The following is an 18,855-nucleotide window of genomic DNA, read 5'->3' on the forward strand; positions in this document are numbered from 1 at the left end:
TCCGGGAGTCCCTGAGGGGAACCCGTAAACGGGTTCCCCGGCCTTTCCCACCGGATCCCTTTTCCCTTTGGAGCACATGTGACTATTTCACCAACCCTTCGCCCTGATTGCGGCAGTTGTTTCGCGCTTTGCTGTACCGCCCTTGGCTTCGCCCGCTCGGCGGATTTCGCCATCGACAAGCCCGCGGCTGCGCCCTGCCCCAACCTTGCCGGCGACTTCTCCTGCACCATCCATCAACGCCTGCGTCCCCGTGGCTTCCGAGGATGCACCGTGTTTGATTGTTTCGGTGCGGGCCAAGCCGTCTCCCAGCACACCTTTGGGGGTGTCAGCTGGGCCGACGATCCGTCGTCCAGGCACTCGATGTTTGCCGTATTCAAAACAGTCAAGCAACTCCACGAGATGCTCTGGTATCTGGAGGAAGCCGGGTTGCGGACTTTCGACCCTGAACTTGCCGACGAAGCGGGGCTCCTGTCCAGCCGCATTGCCATCATCGCCGGAGGCGACGCGACGACGGTACTGGGTGCCGACGTCGGACTCCTCCATGGCGAGGTGCGGAACCTCCTGATGGAGGTCAGCGGGGAAGTCCGCGGTGCTTATGGTGCCGAAGGAACTGAAACGCTCGACGGCGGCCTGCGCCCGGGTGCCGACCTCATGGGTGCGGTACTGGCCAACCGGCGTCTTTGTGGGGCGGACCTCCGTGGCTCCTATTTGATTGGGGCCGACCTGAGGGGGAGTGACTTGGCCGCGGTGGACTTGTTGGGCGCCGACCTTCGCGGAGCTCAACTTCAGGCTGCGGACCTTTCGCGTGCTCTTTACGTGACCCAGCCGCAAGTGAATGCCGCTGAGGGCAGTTCTGACACACGCTTACCAATACGGCTTTCAAGACCCGAACACTGGGTCTAAGCAGGACGCGGCTCACCGGCCCCGGGCACCGTCCGGGCCGGTTAGCTGCTGGTAAAAGGCAGCTTGCGGAGCCTTTCGCCGGTAGCGCGGTTCCGTATTTCGGCCTGCCGGAGGCGTGCCAGTTCCCGGTTGCGCCGCTCGCCAAGGACCGCGCCGATGTAATCCTCGGGGATGGTCCCGGCGGGCGGTGGCGGGGCTACGTACCGGGCGAGTTCGGATGCCAGGGACGCGGCCATGTTGATGCGTGATGCAGGTGCCATGAGGTATGCCTGCTGTACGAAGGTTCCGGCACGGCGTGCCGTGGCGTCGGGCACCCTGCCGATGTCTGCCATGGCGATCCATGCCTGCAGGTAGGACGGGGCGACGGGCATGATGCGCGGCTTCGAGCTGACACGTTGCCGGAGCGAGTAGGTGCCGGCGACGATGTCCCCGAGGCGTTTGGATTTCTCGTTGAACAGGGCCACGAAGATGGCGAGGCCCCCGAAGGTCAGGTAGATCTCCAGGAAGCCGAGGAGCCCACGGATGAGGGCGTGCCGGAACCGGATGGCGCCGCCGTCGTCGCGCACTATGCGTAGTCCCGCTGCGAGCTTTCCCAAGGACCGCCCACGGGTGAGCGTTTCGACGGTGACGGGTACAACGATGACTGAGAAGATCACGCTGCTGAGGATCAGGGCCCGGACGGCAGCTTCGTCGAGGTCCCTGGCGGCGGCGGAGACCAGGATGATGAGGAGGATAGCGAGGACCACCTGTGAGATGACGTCCAGGATGAGCCCCAGCGCTCGGGAGGCGAAGGACGCCGGGCGCAGCTCAAGGACAACTGCCTCACCAGTAATGATGGAACTCAAGATCGCCCCCCATGCTGCGGGCGGCGTGCCCGCACCAATGAGTCTAGCGGCGGTTCAGGCCCGGTGGGCGGATAAGGGCGCTAGGGTGGTGGCGTGGACATAGATGCCTTCTCGGCCGTGCATGGGGACAAATGGTCGCGGCTTCACTTCCTGGCGCATAAACGCCGGATTACGGGGGCTGAGGCGGACGAATTGCTTCGTCTGTACCAAACCGTGTCTGCGCACCTGTCACTGATCCGGTCCGTGGCGCCTGAGTCCGGGTTGTCAGCGTCCCTTTCTGCCGCATTGGCGCAGGCCCGCACCAGGTTTACCGGCGCCCGCTCGAATTTCATGGAAGACCTGGCGCGCTTTTTCGTCATTTCCCTCCCGGCCGCCTTCTACCGGATCCGTTGGTTGACAGTGTGGTGCGGGGTGGCCTTCGTGCTGGTTGCAGGGGCGTATGCGCTCTGGATCGGCACCTCCCCGGAAGCGTTGAGGGCTGTGGCAAGCGACGCGAAAGTGAAGCAGTACGTCGAGGAAGACTTCATTGACTACTACTCGGAAAATCCCGCGGCGTCGTTCGCCGGCGCGGTGTGGACCAACAACGCCTGGATTTCCGCCCAGGCAGTGGCATTCGGAGTAACGGGTTTCTGGGTTCCGTTCATCCTTTTCATGAATGCGCAGGGCGTGGGCATCGCGGCTGGGCTTTTCCTGGCGACGGGGAAGTTGGACATCTTTTTCAGTTACATCCTCCCGCATGGGCTCATGGAACTCACCGCCGTTTTCATTGCCTGCGCGGCGGGGCTGAAGATCTTTTGGGCCATGGTGAGGCCCGGTCCGCGGACGCGGCTGCAGGCGGTCGCCGATGAGGGCCGCTCCCTGATCACTGTTGCCCTGGGCCTGGTGCTGGTCCTGTTGGTATCCGGCATCGTTGAAGGTTTTGTAACGCCGAGCCAACTGCCGGTGTGGGCCAAAATCGGCATCGGCGCGTTCGTGCTGGCTGCTTACTGGACCTACACCCTGGTTTTGGGCCGGAAGGCGGTCCGGTCCGGTGTGACTGGAGACCTGGACGCCCACGACGCCGGCTACCGGAGTATCGCGGCATAGACCTTACGGTTGCGTTGCGATCTGGTCGCAGGCGGGGTGGCTCCGCGTGTCTGCGTCATGGCGGGCGGTAGGCTCGAATGCAGACAAGAGAGCCGGCAGTCCCCAACCGCCGCCGGTGCATGCCTACGGAAGTGAACCCGCTGTGAGCGACAAGAGCCCAAAACCACAAGAGCCTGACACGGACGTCCCTGAGGACCCCAACGAACCGGCGTTCGACTGGATGAAGCCAAAGACGTCCTCCGGTGCTTCGGCAGTGACCCCCGAACCCGCGGCTGCCCCCACTCCCAAGGCTGCCCAGCCCGCGCCGGCAACTACGACGGGCGCGACTCCCACGGCTTCAGAAAGCACCGCACAGCCGGAAACCCGCGCCGATCGGAAAGCCGCTGAAGCGGCCGACGCCGAGCCGGAACCGCCGCTTTTCGCAGACACACTTGCAAGTACTTCAGCGGATAAGGAACCGTCGCACTATTCGGAGCCTTTGCCGACGTCGGCCCTTCAGGTCCGACCGCCTGAAGACGAAGTAGCCCGGCGCAATGCCGAACGCGAGCAGGCGGCGAAGGTCAAGCCGGTGGGTCCCCGGATCTTCCAGGTGCTGTTGGCGGTGTTCTACCCCGTGATCCTCCTGGTGCTCGCTGTCAGGGCGGTCACCAGCCCGCTGTTCCTCTGGGTGGAGTACAACCGTCCCGGTTTCCCCGGCGATGGCTACGGTTTCAGCACCGATGACCGCATGACCTTCGGGTCGTACGCGGTGGACTACCTCAGCAACTGGGCCGGTCCGCGGTACCTGGGCGGCTTGATGAACCAGGACGGGACCAAGCTGTTCAAGGACAGCGAAGTGGCACACATGGCCGATGTGAAAGTGGTCATCCTGACTTCTTTCGCGGCTGGTCTGTTGCTGATCATCCTCAGCATCATCGGCATCCTGTACCTGCGTAAGCGAAGCAACGGCGGAATCCGCCGCGGCCTGTTCGCGGGATCCATCGTCACCTTGGTCATCATCATCGGCCTCGCTGTCCTGGCCGCGTTGAGCTGGCAGCAGTTCTTTACCGAGTTCCACAGGATCTTCTTCGCCAACGGGACGTGGACGTTCTCCCTGGATGACACCCTCATCCGACTCTTCCCGGGACAGTTCTGGGTGGATGCCGGGATCGTCATCGGTGCCCTGGTGTTCCTGGTGGCGACGCTGACGTTCATCTTCACGTGGCCGACAAAGCGGCGTCGCGCGGGCATCGCTGGCCGTCAGGGCGTCGAGGCTGACGCGTCGATGCCGGAAACCGATGAGGACTCTGGCTCAGCCGGAGTACACGATGCTGAGGCGGAGTCCCGCCGCTAAGGGACCGCTAAGCGGGCACTAGCTCTCTGCTTCGGTCAGAATACGAATGAGTTGTTCAGGGCGGTTCGTGCTGGCGATGACGGTCTTGCCGCTTTTCATCTGGATATTGATCTCCGGACCTCCCACGAGGTAGCCGACCGCGCCAGGTCCCATGTACCGGACCCCGTAGCCGCTTGGACCAGCTGCATTGTCCGTGGTCACCGTTGCGATTTCGTCGCGACGCAGTGTCCGTTTGAAGATGTCGCAGAACGCGATGACCACGCTGTGTTCGTCCACTTTCACGGTCGCCGTCATGAATCCGACGAAAGAGCCCAACGGAAAGGCGATCAACGGCAGAAGTAGAAAATCGAGGCGCCGTTGAGTCAGTGAAAGCGCTATGAAGAGCACCCCGAATGCGATGATCGTGAACCCGATGGATCGGGGCAACAATGTTGCCCGCGCGCGGGAGTAGTAGAGCGCCTGTCTCGGTCCTGTTGATGGAACTGCCATTAATCCCCCCCCCTTAAACGTCTGGTTCGTGGGGCCAACGTTATGAGGGGAGGAGGAGCCCTTAGATTGTCAATGGCTCAATTAGGTGGCAAATACGGCCGAATTAGGTGGTAGAACGGTGCAACTAGGTGGTGGTTTGAGCCTGCCTAGGTGCCGGAGCTACTTTCCGTAGAGCTTCTCCACGATGGGCGCGAAGTCGCTGACGACGGCGGCCCGCTTGAGCTTCAGCGACGGCGTCAGGTGCCCGGACTCGACGCTGAGGTCAGCAGTGATGAAGGCAAACTTCCGGATGGACTCGGCTTCGGAGACGAGCTTGTTAGCCTCGTCCACTGCGGACTGAACCGCGGCCTGCACCCGGCTGTCCCCGGCCGCTTCCTCGACGGAGAGGGACACCTTGTTTACGGCACACCAGTCGGCGAGCCCTTCAGGATCCAGGCTTACCAGTGCTGCGACAAACGGCCTGCCGTCGCCCACTACCACCGCTTGGCCCACCAATGGGTGTTCGCGGAGCTTCTCCTCCAAGGGAGCCGGAGCCACGTTCTTCCCGCCGGCCGTGACCAAGAGGTCCTTTTTCCGTCCCGTGATGGTCAGGAAGCCGTCCTCGTCCAATTCGCCGAGATCGCCCGTCCGGAAGAATCCATCGACGAAAGCCTCGGCGGTGGCGGCCGGATTGCCGTGATAACCCTTGAACACGCCGATTCCCTTGACCAGGATTTCGCCGTCCGGGGCCACCCTCACGGTGGTCCCGGGCAAGGGGATCCCCACTGTGCCGATTCTTGTCATGCTGGGCGTATTGACCGTGCAAGGTGCCGTGGTCTCGGTCAGGCCGTAGCCTTCCAGCACGGGGACCCCCGCGCCATGGAAGAAGTGGTTCTCACGCAGGCTCAGGGGACTGGCGCCAGATACGGTGTAACCCACCTGGCCGCCGAAGACCTCACGGACCTTCGGGTACAGGAGCTTGTCGAAGGTACTGTGCTTGAGGTTCAGGAGCCAACCGGGGCCTGGCCCCTTGCCGCGCGCGGCGAGGTCGACCGCCGTCGAATATTCAACAGCGGTTGCCGAGGCTGCGGCGAAGAGCGCGGACTTACCGCTCATGGCAGCTTTGTGTCCGGCGCCGGCGTAGACCTTCTCGAAGATGCGGGGGACTGCCAGCAGGAACGTTGGCTTGAACGTTCCGAGGTCGGCCATGAGCCCGCTGGCGCCGGCGCTGTGCCCCAGGGTGATGCCCGCCGTGAGGCACACCACCTGGACAGCACGTGCGAGAACATGCGCCAGTGGCAGGAACATCAACGTCCGGGCGTCCTGCTGCATCAGCAATTCGGGCAGGAAAGGAATGACGTTGCGCGCCACCAGGACAAAGTTGCCGTGCGTGATTTCGCAGCCTTTCGGCTTGCCCGTGGTGCCGGAGGTGTAAACGATGGAGGCGACGTCGGCGAGCGTCGCGGCGCTGCGCTGCCGCTCCAGCTCGGAGTCCATGATTCCGACGCCGACGGCGGACACGCTGGTCAGGTTGGGGGCGTCGCCGTCGTGCTCCATCCGCACAATGGTGACGGGGTCGTCTCCCAGCGACGGAGATTTGTCCACCACATCGTGGACGAGACTGGCTTTGCCCGCGTCCTCCACGAAGATCCGGCGTGCCCCGGAATCGGCCAGTATCCACTCAATCTGGCTGGCAGAGGACGTCTCGTAGATGGGCACGGTCACTCCACCGGCCATCCAAATGGCAAAGTCCACCAGGGTCCACTCGAAGCTTGACCGCGACAGTACCGCCACAGGGTCGCCAGGGTTCAGGCCGCCGGCAATCAGCCCCTTGGCCAAGGCCGTGACGTCGGCGAGGAACCTGGCTGCCGACACGTTCAACCAGCCGTTGGGGGTGTTATGGGCGTAGAGGATGCCGAAGGGATCCTTGGCACAGCGTTCAAGGAGGAGGTCCGTCACGTTGGTGTCGGGATCGACCTCCACCAGAAGATCCGTGCTTGCTTCCCTCACTTCTTGCCTCCTAAATCCACGACGGCATCCACATTCTCATCCGCCACTCCTGGTAGCTGATCACCTCGGCAGTCAGCACCGGGTAGAAGAACGCGGTTGCAAGAACTGCCAGCACCAACACCAAACCCACAACGTAAAGCCCTGATCGCCTCCGCCATGGAGGGTCGCTGCTGCGCCCCAGAACCAAACCAAGCACATAGGCCAAGGCCAGGACCAGGAACGGCTCGAAGGACACCGCATAGAAGATGAACATGGTGCGCTCGGGGTACATGAACCACGGCAGATAGCCAGCTGCAACACCGGCAAGGATTGCTCCCGCACGCCAGTCCCGGCGCCCGGCCCACCATAACAACAGGATGACCAACGCGATGGTTCCACCCCACCAGACCACCGGGTTCCCCACCGGGAGGATAGCCGAGGAACAGGTTTCCACGACGCAGCCCGCCGTGCCCTGCTTGGGGGACTGGTAGTAGAACGACGTAGGCCGTCCCATGACCAGCCATGTCCACGGGCTCGACTCATACGGGTGGTCGGCACTGAGGCCTTGGTGGAATTTGAACGCTTCCAGGTGGTAGTGCGCCAGGGACCGCACAGAGTTTGGCAACCAATCCCAGCCGGGGGCCGGATTGGTGGCTGCCCACTGGCGGTAGTAGGCGTCCTTGGAGAGGAACCAACCTGTCCATGTGGCCACGTAGGTGAGGGCAGCGACGGGGATGATGGTGACGAACGCAGGCAGGCCGTCCCTGATGATGCCGGCGCTGAACCAACTGCGGATGCCGGCGACACGGCGCGCGCTCATGTCCCAAAGGACTGTCATCAGGCCGAACGCGGCAACGAAGAAGAGCGCTGACCATTTGGTGCCCACCGCCAGGCCAAGGCACAGGCCGGCGACGAGCCGCCACCAGCGCATTCCCAACCATGGGCCAGCGACGAGTTGGCTGGGGGTGGGCATACGCCCCGGCGAAGCAGCCGCCTGCGCGGCGAGCCGGGCAGCAAGCCGGCGTCGGCCGTCGTCGCGGTCCAGCAACAGGGCGCCGAAAGCGGCGAGAATCCAGAACGCCAGGAAGATGTCAAGGAGTGAGGTCCGGGAGAGAACCAGGTGGTGGCCGTCGATCGCAAGAAGGAGCCCGGCAACAACGCCCAGGGTGTGGGAGCGGAAGAGCTTCAACGCTATGAGCGAGACAAGGAACACCGTCAGCGTGCCCGTCAGTGCTGCGCTGAAACGCCAGCCGAAAGGATTGTCGCCGCCGAACAGCCACATCCCGAACGCGATCATCCATTTGCCCACCGGTGGGTGGACAACATATTCGGGCGTGTTGAGCAGGACGTTTGGGTTGCCGGCGTTGAATGAGTCGTTGGCCTGGGCCGGCCAGCTCCGCTCGTAGCCGCTCATCAAGTAGGAGTAAGCGTCTTTGACGTAATACGTTTCGTCGAAAACCAGGCTGTGTGGCTCGCCGAGGCGGAAGAAGCGCAGGATTCCGCCCAGTACCGCGGTGATGGTGGGGATCAGCCAGAACCACAAACGCAACGACGCCGGGTAGTCGCGCCAGCTCTGCACCTCGCCGATGAGACGGGCGCGCAGCGAGGTGGCGGTGAACGCCTCCGCGGGCCGGGCTATCCACCGGTGGCGCTCCAAGCCGCGGCCAGGCAGGGGAGCGCTTGGGGTTGGCGAGGCTGGGTTTGTCGAGGCCGACGCCAACCCGTCAGGGCCTGGAGTTCCGGCGTTGCCCGCCGAGCCGGACTGCTGAGGGTCACCGAGGGCCTCGGGGCCGACTGTTTCGGCGGTCGCGGAAGACGCCTCGGGAGTGCCGGAAGCTGTGGCAGGAACGGGCGACTGGTTCACCCGCCCATGCTACCTTTCGATCCTTATGCCAGCGTTGAGGTGCGGCGCGGAGGGCCGTGCGGCATTAGGCTTGGCAGGTGGACGAAGAACGCAACACCCCGGACCTGGCTCCTTTCGGCGAAGAAGATATGGACGGGGCGCCCCTTTTGGAGAGTCCACCATCCAGCGGAACCCCGGGTGTTGGCAGGATCGTACTGGCGGCGACCCCGATCGGGAATGTTGGCGACGCATCGACCCGCCTCATTGAGCTCCTTGGGACTTCGGACATCGTGGCAGCGGAGGACACCCGGCGCCTGCACCGGCTGGTTACGGCACTGGGCGTGGAGGTTACCGGCCGGGTCATCAGCTATCACGAACACAACGAGGTGGCCAAGACCGGCGAACTGCTGGACCACGTGCGTGCAGGCAAGACCATCCTCATGGTCAGCGACGCCGGCATGCCTGCGGTTTCGGATCCTGGCTTCCGCCTGGTTGAAGGAGCGGTCGCGGCCGGACTGACTGTCACCGCGGTTCCCGGCCCCTCCGCCGTGCTTACGGCACTGGCCCTCTCCGGCCTGCCCACGGACCGTTTCTGCTTCGAAGGGTTCCTGCCGCGCAAGTCCGGTGAGCGGAACTCCCGCCTGGTCGACCTCGCCGACGAACGCCGCACCATGGTCTTCTTCGAGGCGCCGCACCGGCTCGAAGTGATGCTCCGGGCGTTGCATGAGCGCTTCGGTGCCGACCGTCGCGCCGCTGTCTGCCGTGAACTGACCAAGACGTACGAGGAAGTCATCCGCGGTAGCCTCCGTGAACTCCTCGAATGGGCTGAAAACAACGAGGTCCGCGGTGAAATTGCCGTGGTTGTCGGTGGTGCGCCTGAACAGGAACCCGGCAAGCCCGAGGACCACGTTGCAGCTGTCAACGAGCTGATTTCCCAGGGTATCCGCCTGAAGGAAGCCGTGGCAGCGGTGGCAGAGGACGCCCGCGTCAGCAAACGGGAACTGTACTCGGCGGTCCTGGCAGCCCGCTGATCGACGCTGTGCAGCTGCACAAATAGGCGCCCGCTTGGCAGTGCGCGAAGGCGTAGACACTCCTTCCGGCTGGGCAGTACCGTGGCAGTAATTCAAGCCACTTCTGGCAAGGAACCCTAGTGGTGCAACACTCCAAAGCACCCAAGACGAAGGAGTCGCCATGACTGTCACGGTTGAACGCGAAAGCGAACTGCTGGCTTCCGTTCCCACCGGCCTGCTGATCAACGGTCAGTGGCGCCCGGCAGGATCCGGTAAGACCTTTGATGTTGAGGACCCCGCTACGGGCAAGGTCCTGCTCAGCATCTCCGACGCCGGTGCTGAAGACGGCGCCGCGGCCCTCGACGCCGCAGCTGCCGCCCAGGCTGATTGGGCCCGCACCGCCCCACGCGAACGCGGCGAGATCCTGCGCCGTGCCTTCGAGCTCGTCACCGAGCGTGCAGAAGACTTCGCACTCCTGATGACCCTGGAAATGGGCAAGCCCCTGGCCGAAGCCCGCGGCGAAGTGACCTACGGCGCAGAGTTCCTGCGCTGGTTCTCCGAGGAAGCGGTCCGCGTCTCCGGCCGCTACTCCGCAGCACCGGATGGCAAGAACCGCCTGCTCGTGCAGAAGAAGCCGGTTGGTCCCTGCCTGCTGATCACCCCGTGGAACTTCCCGCTGGCCATGGCCACCCGCAAGGTAGCCCCGGCCGTCGCCGCTGGCTGCACCATGGTCCTCAAGCCTGCCAACCTCACCCCGTTGACCAGCCTGCTGTTCGCCCAGGTCATGCAGGAAGCGGGCCTTCCGGCCGGCGTCCTGAACGTCATCCAGACCTCCACGGCCGGCGCTGTTACCGGCCCGCTGATCAAGGACGACCGTCTCCGCAAGATCTCCTTCACCGGTTCCACGCCGGTCGGCCAGGCACTGATCCGCGAAGCCGCGGACAAGGTCCTGCGCACGTCCATGGAACTTGGCGGCAACGCCCCGTTCGTCGTCTTCGAGGACGCTGACCTGGACAAGGCCGTAGAGGGCGCCATCGCCGCGAAGATGCGCAACATGGGCGAGGCATGCACCGCAGCCAACCGCTTCATTGTGCACGAGTCCATCGCCGACTCCTTCGCAGAGAAGTTCGCAGCCCGGATCGGCGCATTGACCACGGCCCGCGGCACCGAAGCAGAGTCCAAAGTCGGTCCGCTGATTGACGGCAAGGCCCGCGACGGCGTGCACGCGCTGGTGACCGAAGCAGTAGAAGGCGGCGCTGAGGCAGTCACCGGTGGTGCCGCAGTTGACGGTCCCGGCTACTTCTACCAGCCCACCGTGCTGAAGAACGTGGCCGAGGACGCCCGTATCCTGCGTGAAGAGATCTTCGGGCCGGTTGCCCCGATCATCACGTTCTCCACTGAGGATGACGCGGTTCGCCTGGCCAACAACACCGAATACGGGCTGGTTGCCTACGTCTTCACCAAGGACCTCAACCGTGGCCTGCGGATCAGCGAACGCCTTGAAACCGGCATGCTTGGCCTGAACGCCGGTGTCATCTCCAACGCCGCTGCTCCGTTCGGTGGCGTCAAGCAGTCCGGCCTGGGCCGCGAAGGTGGCTCCGAAGGCATCGAAGAGTACCTCTACACCCAGTACGTAGGTATCGCGGACCCTTACGCCGACTAGGCTGCACAGGATCCGGTCTGCCGCTCTCGCAACAAGAACGGCAGACACAGGCAGGGGCCCGGCCCCGGAACCACAAGTTCCGGCGTCGGGCTCTTTGCTGTCGAACGGGCAACAGTGTGGCCGGGCGCGTCAGCGGCGCTCGGGCAGCAGCCCCCGGAGCGCCCGCCACCACCGGGCCACCGTCCACCCGAGCCGCTTTCCCAGCGCCCCAACAGCCCGGAACGGCGCACCCAGGGCGTGGACCCAGCGGCGCATCATCGACGGCGGCAGCCAGTCCGCGCGAAAGCGCACCAACCAGGTAGCGTTGTTCCGCAGCGATTCACGGACGACGGCGATGCGCGTCGCCGCTGCCGGGGCGGCCTCTGCGGGGCGACCATAGCGCTGCCGTTCGAAGTCCGAGGTGAGCGAGGCAACCGCTGCGTGCGCGGCGTCGTCCATCCCGCCAACCTCGCCCAAAGCGGGACTCGAGCGGAGCTTGGCGGAGAAGTGCCTTGGCGTCTCGCTGGGCGTTGACTCCACCCCATAGTCAGTGGCGAGGTCCTGCAGTTCATCCCATGCCAGCTGCGGTGCTGTATCAAGAGCACCCGGCGGAACGACGGGGGACTCCTCGGCAGCCTTCCGGTTGAGGCGCCGCCGGCGAAGCAGGGACCTGCTCAGCCGGGGCGAGCACAGGAAGCCGATCAGCAGCAGGACCCCGGCAGCGATGGCAACCATGGCGGGGTACGGGTTGGCGCTGGCTGTCGTCGTTGCCGGCGTGTCAACGCCGGGCAGGGGCACAGGAGCGGTTGCCGGTGGGGCCTGCGTGGTGGGGACGTCTTTTTCATCCGCGTTGGTGCTGAGGTTCCCCGCGGTGGAGCTCTCCGAGGCGTACTCCGGGACGACGCCCCGCGACGGCGTGGGTTCGAAAGGAACCCAGCCAAGGCCCTCAAAGTACAGTTCCGGCCAGGCGTGTGCGTCCCGGGCATCAACTTCGTACTCCGGGAACGACCCTTGGCCCACCAGCGCAACTGACTCGCCGGTGAGGCGGCCGGGCGCGTAGCCTACGGCGATCCGGCTTGGGATGCCCTCAGCCCGCGCCATCACGGCCATGGCAGATGCGAAGTGCACGCAGTATCCGCTCTTCACGGCAAGGAAGTCAGCCAGCACCGAGAGGCCGTTTCCGTCGTAGCCGTTTTGGACGGGGGCCTGCAGCGAGTAGGTGAACTCACCGGAGCGCAGGTATTTCTGGATGGCCAATGCCTTGGCGTAATTATTCGCCGCAGGGCGTGTCACCGCATCTGCGGTCTGCCGGACGATCTCCGGCAGGCCGTTGGGAATCCGCAGGAAGTCATCGGAGATCCCCTTGGGTGTGGGCGCAGCCTGGGCCAAAGCTTTCGCCGTGACCTTGGGTGCGGCAGAGAAAACGACGTAGCGCTGGGCGCGGGTGGTTGTCTCCGAGCTCATGATGCTGAGGGTCTGCGGATCCCAGGTCCAGTTTCCGTTGAGCCCGTTCACTGACGCCGGCGCGAAGGGCACAGGGAGGTAGGGGCTGGTGAACAGGCCCGCGTTCACTGAGGTCACGGCGTTTACGACTTCGCCCTGGACCGAGTAGCCGGTCTCGATCCTGTCGGCACCGGCCCGTCTTTGCGCTGCCCGGTCATCCGGCGCCCAGGTCTCGCCGTCGAAATGGTCAATGGTGACCGAACGCAGATACAGTGCGGAGCCGGAACTTGTGGCATACGTTATCCGACCCGAACCAATGGGGCTGCGGAGGCTGTTGCCCAACGTGATCATGGGGTTCAGGCCGTTGGAAGTGCCCCACGGACTTAGCCTCGATCCCTGCGGGAACGTACCCGTCTCGAAGCCGGGAATGGCCAGCGGGACCACCATGGCCAAAGCGAGCGCCAGCCCGCCCGTGACAACGGATCGGCGAAACTGGCCGGAACCGCGCCCCGTCCCTGTCTGGAACCGGGCGTCGGGGGCGAACCAATGGCTGCAACCGAGGATGAGGAGATATCCCACTGCCGCGCCGAGGAACCCTGGCATGCCCACGCTCTGGGGCTTGATGGTGGCCGGAACCACCATGATGGCAATCAGCCCAATTCCGCTGGCAGCCGGCATGGCCAGCGGAACAGCCAGCGCATCCACCAGGATCACCAGAAGGCCAAGGCAGGCACACATCACAAAGACGATGCCCGCGTTGGGCGCCACCGGAGCGCTCTCGGAGACTACAGTCTCGCCGGCGCGCTTGATGAGGCGCCCGACGGCGGTCAACGTACCGGGGGTAGGGATGAAACCAGCCAGGCTGTCCTGGCGGCAGAAAATGAAGCTCAGCACCCCCGTGAGGCTCGCCAAGGAGCCGAGGGTGGCCAGGATGGGCCGGGCGCCGAGGGCCCGCAGCCCGGCCAGGGCAAGCGAAACCACCGCGACGGTGGTGATGAGCGGCATGAACCAGGCCCAGCCCCTCAGCACACCGTTCAAGGACAACGCGGCTCCAAGGACTGCCACCGCGATGGATCCGGCCATGACCCACGGATACAACCCAGGCCCAGGCCGCCGTGGCTGGGTCCTCCTGGGCTGGTCCTGACCGGGTGTTCCGCCGGGTTGGGTCGCGGGTTCGGGTGAGCGGTGCGAAGTGGCAGTCATCGGGGCACCGCCGCCCCACGCCGCACGTCCATGGCTGCGCCTGCAGCCGCGACGATGCCGCCCTCATCGAAGGAGGACCATGCTGCGACCAGGGACGTCCGGGACGTTACGGCGGCGACCCGCCAGCCGGCTTGCCGCAGGATTTCCAGCACGTCGTCGTTGCTGCGTGAAGAGTCGGTCATGACCAAGGCGAAAGCATTCGCACCGTAGGCTGCGGCCGGGGCGAGGGCCCGTGCCTCGGCGGCGGTCATGGTCCCGACCAAGGCCAACAACGGGCCCCGCAGGCGGTGTGCCGCGAGCTTGTCCATCAGCCGGTCATCGAACACGGAGTCCTCTGCTGCGCTGGCACCGGACTCGCGGTGGTCAGGACCGTGGTTGCCCTGGCTCCGCTGGTCCGCGCGGGAATGCTCCATCCGATGGTGGTCGCCCCGGACGTGCCTGGGGCCACTGAGCTCTATGGCGGCCAGCCCCTCCGCGACCGCATGCAAGCCGCCAACACCTGCGAACTCCTCCGTGTCCGGCTCCGGCGCCGAACGGGAACGGAGGAAGGCCGGGCCGCCAAAGGAATCCAGGACCCGCAGGGAATAGTTCCGCTCCGCCAGGTGCCCGGCGATGGACATGGCAGCGGTGACCATCCACTCAAAGCTGGGGCTGGTCACCAGGTCCGAGTCGTCGTCGTGGGCTCCGAACCCGGAGCCAGGGCCGCCCGAAAACGCGGTGAACCGCTGGTCCAGGATCAGGGTGGCTTCCGGTGTGGTGACGGACTCCTCCTGCCGAACCATGAGTTGGCCATGGCGGGCGGTGGCAGCCCAGTGGACGCGGCGCATCGGGTCCCCGTGCCGGTACTCGCGGGTCATGATGTCGTCGTCGCTGGGGTTGGCCCGGATCCGTGTCGCAGTTACGCCGTCGTTGCCGCGCGCCCCCGCCAAGCCCGTAGCGGGAAGTTCGACGGCGGCCGGCGTCACCGTGAGGACGTCGCCGTCGTCAATGGAATGGCGGCGCAACGACAGGCCGAAAGGGTCGCTGAACTCAGCGGTGACCGGACCGATCCGGAACTGGCCCCGCTTGCCCGACCGCAAATGGTATTCATAGCGGCTGGTGCCGCCGGAAGCCGACCGGGCCGGGAAACGAAAAGCGGGAGGTTCGCCGAACCGGGGCGGAAGCTGCTCTTCCATGATTACGTGGCCGCTGGTGTACGTGGACCGGGCAACGGCCAGGCGAACCGTGGTGGTGTTGGCTGTTTCCACTGTGGAGGGATTGAACTCCCGATACACCTGGAACTTCGGCTTGAGCACCCGGACGCCTGCCAGCGAGACCAACGGCAGGATAAGGAGGAGGACCGCCAAGGTCAGCAGGTCGCGCCTGCCCATGACGTACGCACAACCGAGTGCCAGGGCGCCCGCAGCCAGCAGTCCCCATCCGCGATTGGTGAACAAGTGCTTGGGAAGCCGATCCACGAGTGCCATATGCCCGCCTCCTAAGCGGTGTGCCGGTCCCTGCGGCCCTGGCCGGGCGTTTCCTGTGCCACCGGCAGGGAAGCGAGGATGCCACGGAGGATGCTTTGCGGTGTGTCGCCGGAACTCGCTGCCTTGCGGTCCAGGATGATCCGGTGTGCCAGCACCGACTCGGCCACATCCAACACGTCGTCGGGGAGGACGAAGTCACGTCCATCGAGGGCTGCTGTGGCTTTGGCGGCACGCAACAGCTGCAACAGGGAGCGGGGGCTTGCACCCAGGCGAAGGCGGGCGCTGTCGCGGGTAGCCCGGCCGATGGCAACCGTGTATTCCTTGATGGCCGTGGACACATAGACCTGCTGGACGGCAGCAATCATGGCAGCAACCTCGTTGGCCGTCACCACAGGGGTCACGTTGACCAGCGGCGAGGATGCCTGGTGCGTCTCAAGCATCTCGATTTCGGCATCCTTGTCCGGATAACCCATGGAGATCCGGGCCATGAACCGGTCGCGTTGGGCCTCAGGCAGGGGGTAGGTGCCTTCCATCTCGATAGGGTTCTGCGTCGCCACCACCATGAAGGGAAGACCCAGCTGGTAGGAGCGGCCGTCCACTGTCACCTGGTGCTCCTCCATGCACTCCAGCAGGGCTGACTGGGTCTTGGCGGAGGCGCGGTTGATTTCATCGCCGATCACGATGTTCGCGAAAACGGCACCCGGCCGGAACTCGAATTGCCGTGAGGACTGGTTATAGATGGACACGCCCGTGACGTCCGAGGGCAGGAGGTCAGGGGTGAACTGGATGCGTGAGACCGTACAGTCCACGGTCCTGGCCAATGTCTTCGCCAAGAGTGTCTTTCCTACGCCCGGCACGTCCTCCAGAAGAAGGTGTCCTTGGGCGAGCAGGACAGTCAGTGCCAGCTTGGCCGCGTCCGCTTTCCCGTCGATGACCTGGCCGATGGAGGCCAGGATGCGTTCACTTGCGTCGTGGAACCGTTCAGAGTCCATGACCTGCGGCTTGTGTCCGTTCAGGGCAGCGCCATCGTGGGGACGTTCACTGTAGGCCTGGTCATGGAGGGGCGAGGGTTCAACAGTGACTTGTCGCTTGGACTCCATGGATTGCCCTTCAGCCGTGGCCACACAACAGCAAACCCGCTGGTGCTGGCCGCCTTTCCGTTCCAGACTACCCAGAGTTTGGCCGTCGCTGACAGAGTGCTTCCGGAATTTATGTGCCAAGTGGAATTTATCTCCTCCGTTCCAAGGACCGCGGTCCGATTAAGGTGGAAAGATGTGCAACTCCCTCGCCCCTGCTCCGTACCGCGTGCCAGCCGATGCAACCGAACCCACGGATGCCCGAAAGGAATATCCACCGGCGCCCGAACCCCTGCCAGTGCCAGTCATGGACAACCACACCCACCTGGACTTCCGGCACGGCCTCATCGAAGTCTCCGTGCGGGACGCCATGGACGCAGCCGAGGCCGTGGGCGTGCAGGGCGCCGTGCAGGTGGGCTGCGACCTTGAGTCGTCCCGGTTCACGGTGCAGGCCGTGGAGAGCGATGCGCGCCTGCTCGGAGCCGTGGCCATACACCCCAACGATGCGCCCATCTATGCAGGCCGCGGTGAGCTGGAAGCGGCGCTCGCAGAGATCGAGGAATTGGCATCCCACCCGCGAATCCGGGCCATAGGCGAGACCGGGCTGGATTTTTTCCGGACCCACGGCGAAGGTTTGGCCCATCAGCGGTACTCGTTCCGGCGCCACATCGACATAGCAAAAAGGCTGGGTCTGACCCTGCAGATCCACGACCGCGACGCCCACGATGATGTGGTGCAGGTGCTGGGGGAGGAGGGAGCCCCGGAGCGGGTGGTCTTCCATTGTTTCTCCGGCGACGCGGAACTGGCCCGGATCTGTAACGACAACGGTTGGTACATGTCATTCGCTGGGACCATGACCTTCAAGAACGCGGGGAACCTCCGGGAGGCATTGGCAATCGCCGAGCCCAGCAGGATTCTGGTGGAAACGGATTCGCCGTTCCTGACTCCGCACCCGCATCGAGGACGGCCGAACGCGAGCTACATGGTTCCTTACACAGTCCGTTCCATGGCGGAAGTGACAGGAGATGACCTCGCCGAGCTGTGTTCGCGGTTGGCCGAAAACACGCTGCGGGCCTACGGATCATGGGCCTGATGCCTGTTTGAGGGCTGGCGGAGGGCCGCTCCAATGGATACCGGGTATGCAGATGTCTTGGTCGCTTTATAACAGATCGGTTACTGTGTTAAACAAATAGCCGGGGTCGGGGAAGGCCTTCGGACAACTGGGCGGGTTGATTCCGTGCCCACAAGTTGAATGATTTTGGCGGCGCAGATGCCGGCAGCAGGAGTGGGACCAGGCTTGTAGTCTGGCCCCTCCGTTTTGCCGCTGGCATTTCTTCTGTGCTTTTCCCCGTGCCCGGATGGTCTGAGAGTAATGGGCAATCGTGATCAAGTTCTTCACAACGGATGGCAAGTTCAGCTTCCTCAAAGTCGGAGCCCAGTTGCTGGTTGTTGCAGCGCTGGTAGTCGGTGTCGTCGCCTTCGTGGGCAACAACAAGACAGTCACCCTTAACGTCGACGGCAAAGTGAGCTCCATCCAGACTTTCGGCGGCACTGTAGACCAGGTGGTCAAGGCAGCCAAGGTCGAGCTGAAGGACGCAGACCGCGTTTCCCCTGCATTGGACAGCAAGGTCGAGAACGGCTCTGTGGTCAACGTCAACCTGGCCAAAGCCGTCTCTATTGAGTTGGACGGTGCCCGGAAGACGGTCAACACCACCGCTCCGGATGTGGCAGGTCTGGTGAGCGAACTCGGAGTGGCAAGCTCCGCCGAAGTGTCCCAGCCCAAGGAAGCCTCACTCCAGGTGACCGGCTCCTTCGTGTCGATCTCCACTCCCAAGACCATCAGCCTCGTCGCTGACGGCAAGGACACCAGCACCACGACGACGGCGCCCGACGTCGCCACAGTCCTCAAGGACGCCAAAATCACCGTCGGAGCCAACGATCGCGTGTCCCAGCCGGACAACGCTCCGATCGTCCAGGACATGGTCATCAAGGTTTCACGCGTGGATACCAGCAAGACCGACCAGGCCACCGAAGAAGTTCCTTTCGACAGCGTGAAGACCGACTCCGCCGACCTGTTCAAGGGCGAAGAGAAGGTCACGCAGAAGGGCGTACCCGGCTCACTGACGAAGAACTTCAAGTTGGTCATGGTTGATGGCCGCGAGGCATCCCGCACCCTCGTTTCCAGCGACGTCACCACCAAGCCTGTCACCGAGCAGGTCAGCGTCGGCACCAAGGCACGCCCTGTCGCCACCCCGGCCAAGGCCACCGCAGGAGCACCCACGTCCAGCGGTCCCACCGGCGCCCCGAACGAGGCCATGTGGGACAGGATCGCCCAGTGCGAATCCGGTGGAAACTGGTCCATCAACAGTGGTAACGGCTACTACGGCGGCCTTCAATTCTCCGGTCCTACGTGGTTGGCCAACGGTGGCGGCGCTTACGCTGCCAACGCCAGCCTCGCCACCAAAGCCCAGCAAATCGACATCGCCAACCGCCTCTACGCAAAGAACGGCCTCAGCGACTGGGGCTGCGCGCACGCAGCCTAGGTCCG

At 64.4% G+C, this 18,855-nt stretch carries 14 protein-coding genes; 7 read left to right on the forward strand and 7 right to left on the reverse strand.

From position 1 onward, the window contains the following. The first annotated feature begins 78 nt into the window (after positions 1 to 78). Entirely contained in the window at positions 79 to 903 is an 825-nt protein-coding gene (locus QRM57_RS07550; protein ID WP_284986130.1) for a pentapeptide repeat-containing protein, read from the forward strand. Positions 904 to 944: 41 nt separating this feature from the next. Here QRM57_RS07550 and QRM57_RS07555 read toward each other — a convergent pair whose 3' ends face one another. Then, the gene (locus QRM57_RS07555; RefSeq protein ID WP_284986131.1) at positions 945 to 1,748 is read right to left on the reverse strand and encodes an RDD family protein; all 804 of its coding nucleotides are present in this window, start codon (positions 1,746 to 1,748) and stop codon (positions 945 to 947) included. Between the two features lie 93 nt (positions 1,749 to 1,841). On the opposite strand from QRM57_RS07555, the gene QRM57_RS07560 reads away from it, so the two are divergent. Both QRM57_RS07560 and QRM57_RS07565 read left to right on the forward strand, forming a co-directional pair. Next, positions 1,842 to 2,834 carry a stage II sporulation protein M gene (locus tag QRM57_RS07560; protein ID WP_284986132.1) on the forward strand — a complete coding sequence of 331 codons (993 nt, stop codon included), beginning with the start codon at positions 1,842 to 1,844 and terminating at the stop codon, positions 2,832 to 2,834. Between the two features lie 142 nt (positions 2,835 to 2,976). Continuing rightward, positions 2,977 to 4,167, forward strand: a complete 1,191-nt coding sequence (locus QRM57_RS07565) for a TIGR01906 family membrane protein (protein WP_284986133.1) — start codon at positions 2,977 to 2,979, stop codon at positions 4,165 to 4,167. An 18-nt stretch (positions 4,168 to 4,185) separates the two neighbouring features. Here the strand turns inward: QRM57_RS07565 and QRM57_RS07570 are convergent, their stop codons facing one another. The 3 genes from QRM57_RS07570 to QRM57_RS07580 form a co-directional block, all read right to left on the reverse strand. Next, positions 4,186 to 4,656, reverse strand: coding sequence for a hypothetical protein (locus QRM57_RS07570; protein WP_257368640.1), 471 nt, complete (start codon positions 4,654 to 4,656; stop codon positions 4,186 to 4,188). Between the two features lie 159 nt (positions 4,657 to 4,815). Continuing rightward, positions 4,816 to 6,645, reverse strand: a complete 1,830-nt coding sequence (locus QRM57_RS07575; RefSeq protein WP_284986134.1) for an AMP-dependent synthetase/ligase — start codon at positions 6,643 to 6,645, stop codon at positions 4,816 to 4,818. Between the two features lie 10 nt (positions 6,646 to 6,655). Continuing rightward, a complete protein-coding gene (locus tag QRM57_RS07580; RefSeq protein WP_284986135.1) occupies positions 6,656 to 8,488 on the reverse strand; it encodes a dolichyl-phosphate-mannose--protein mannosyltransferase in 1,833 nt (610 codons plus the stop codon). Between the two features lie 128 nt (positions 8,489 to 8,616). On the opposite strand from QRM57_RS07580, the gene rsmI reads away from it, so the two are divergent. Together rsmI and QRM57_RS07590 are read left to right on the forward strand one after the other, a co-directional pair. Beyond that, on the forward strand, positions 8,617 to 9,498 hold the full coding sequence (rsmI, locus tag QRM57_RS07585; RefSeq protein ID WP_257369016.1) for a 16S rRNA (cytidine(1402)-2'-O)-methyltransferase: 882 nt from the start codon (positions 8,617 to 8,619) through the stop codon (positions 9,496 to 9,498). A 160-nt stretch (positions 9,499 to 9,658) separates the two neighbouring features. Further along, positions 9,659 to 11,140 (forward strand): NAD-dependent succinate-semialdehyde dehydrogenase, encoded by a 1,482-nt coding sequence (locus QRM57_RS07590; RefSeq protein ID WP_211713185.1) that lies wholly within the window; start codon positions 9,659 to 9,661, stop codon positions 11,138 to 11,140. Positions 11,141 to 11,269: 129 nt separating this feature from the next. Here QRM57_RS07590 and QRM57_RS07595 read toward each other — a convergent pair whose 3' ends face one another. Genes QRM57_RS07595 through QRM57_RS07605 form a run of 3 tightly spaced genes read right to left on the reverse strand, consistent with a single transcriptional unit; the run spans position 11,270 to position 16,331 of the window. Beyond that, complete coding sequence (locus tag QRM57_RS07595; protein ID WP_284986136.1) at positions 11,270 to 13,765, reverse strand: transglutaminase TgpA family protein; 2,496 nt, start codon at positions 13,763 to 13,765, stop codon at positions 11,270 to 11,272. Continuing rightward, positions 13,762 to 15,231, reverse strand: coding sequence for a DUF58 domain-containing protein (locus tag QRM57_RS07600; protein WP_284986137.1), 1,470 nt, complete (start codon positions 15,229 to 15,231; stop codon positions 13,762 to 13,764). Before QRM57_RS07600 ends, QRM57_RS07595 begins: the two co-directional genes overlap by 4 nt. An 11-nt stretch (positions 15,232 to 15,242) precedes the next feature. Next, complete coding sequence (locus QRM57_RS07605) at positions 15,243 to 16,331, reverse strand: AAA family ATPase (RefSeq protein ID WP_284986138.1); 1,089 nt, start codon at positions 16,329 to 16,331, stop codon at positions 15,243 to 15,245. Positions 16,332 to 16,503: 172 nt separating this feature from the next. Here QRM57_RS07605 and QRM57_RS07610 point away from each other — a divergent pair, with 172 nt between their 5' ends. Then, the gene (locus QRM57_RS07610; RefSeq protein ID WP_284986139.1) at positions 16,504 to 17,400 is read left to right on the forward strand and encodes a TatD family hydrolase; all 897 of its coding nucleotides are present in this window, start codon (positions 16,504 to 16,506) and stop codon (positions 17,398 to 17,400) included. 289 nt (positions 17,401 to 17,689) lie between these two features. Next, positions 17,690 to 18,850 (forward strand): resuscitation-promoting factor, encoded by a 1,161-nt coding sequence (locus tag QRM57_RS07615; RefSeq protein ID WP_284986140.1) that lies wholly within the window; start codon positions 17,690 to 17,692, stop codon positions 18,848 to 18,850. Positions 18,851 to 18,855: the final 5 nt, after the last annotated feature.

It is taken from the genome of Arthrobacter sp. fls2-241-R2A-172 (assembly GCF_030208885.1).
Classification (GTDB): domain Bacteria; phylum Actinomycetota; class Actinomycetes; order Actinomycetales; family Micrococcaceae; genus Arthrobacter.

Bases quoted from the DNA above. Each gene is read 5' to 3' on its own strand.
- QRM57_RS07570 (WP_257368640.1), bottom strand. From the start codon at position 4,656: ATGGCAGTTCCATCAACAGGACCGAGACAGGCGCTCTACTACTCCCGC.
- rsmI (WP_257369016.1), top strand. From the start codon at position 8,617: ATGGACGGGGCGCCCCTTTTGGAGAGTCCACCATCCAGCGGAACCCCG.
- QRM57_RS07590 (WP_211713185.1), top strand. From the start codon at position 9,659: ATGACTGTCACGGTTGAACGCGAAAGCGAACTGCTGGCTTCCGTTCCC.
- QRM57_RS07595 (WP_284986136.1), bottom strand. From the start codon at position 13,765: ATGACTGCCACTTCGCACCGCTCACCCGAACCCGCGACCCAACCCGGC.
- QRM57_RS07600 (WP_284986137.1), bottom strand. From the start codon at position 15,231: ATGGCACTCGTGGATCGGCTTCCCAAGCACTTGTTCACCAATCGCGGA.
- QRM57_RS07605 (WP_284986138.1), bottom strand. From the start codon at position 16,331: ATGGAGTCCAAGCGACAAGTCACTGTTGAACCCTCGCCCCTCCATGAC.
- QRM57_RS07610 (WP_284986139.1), top strand. From the start codon at position 16,504: ATGTGCAACTCCCTCGCCCCTGCTCCGTACCGCGTGCCAGCCGATGCA.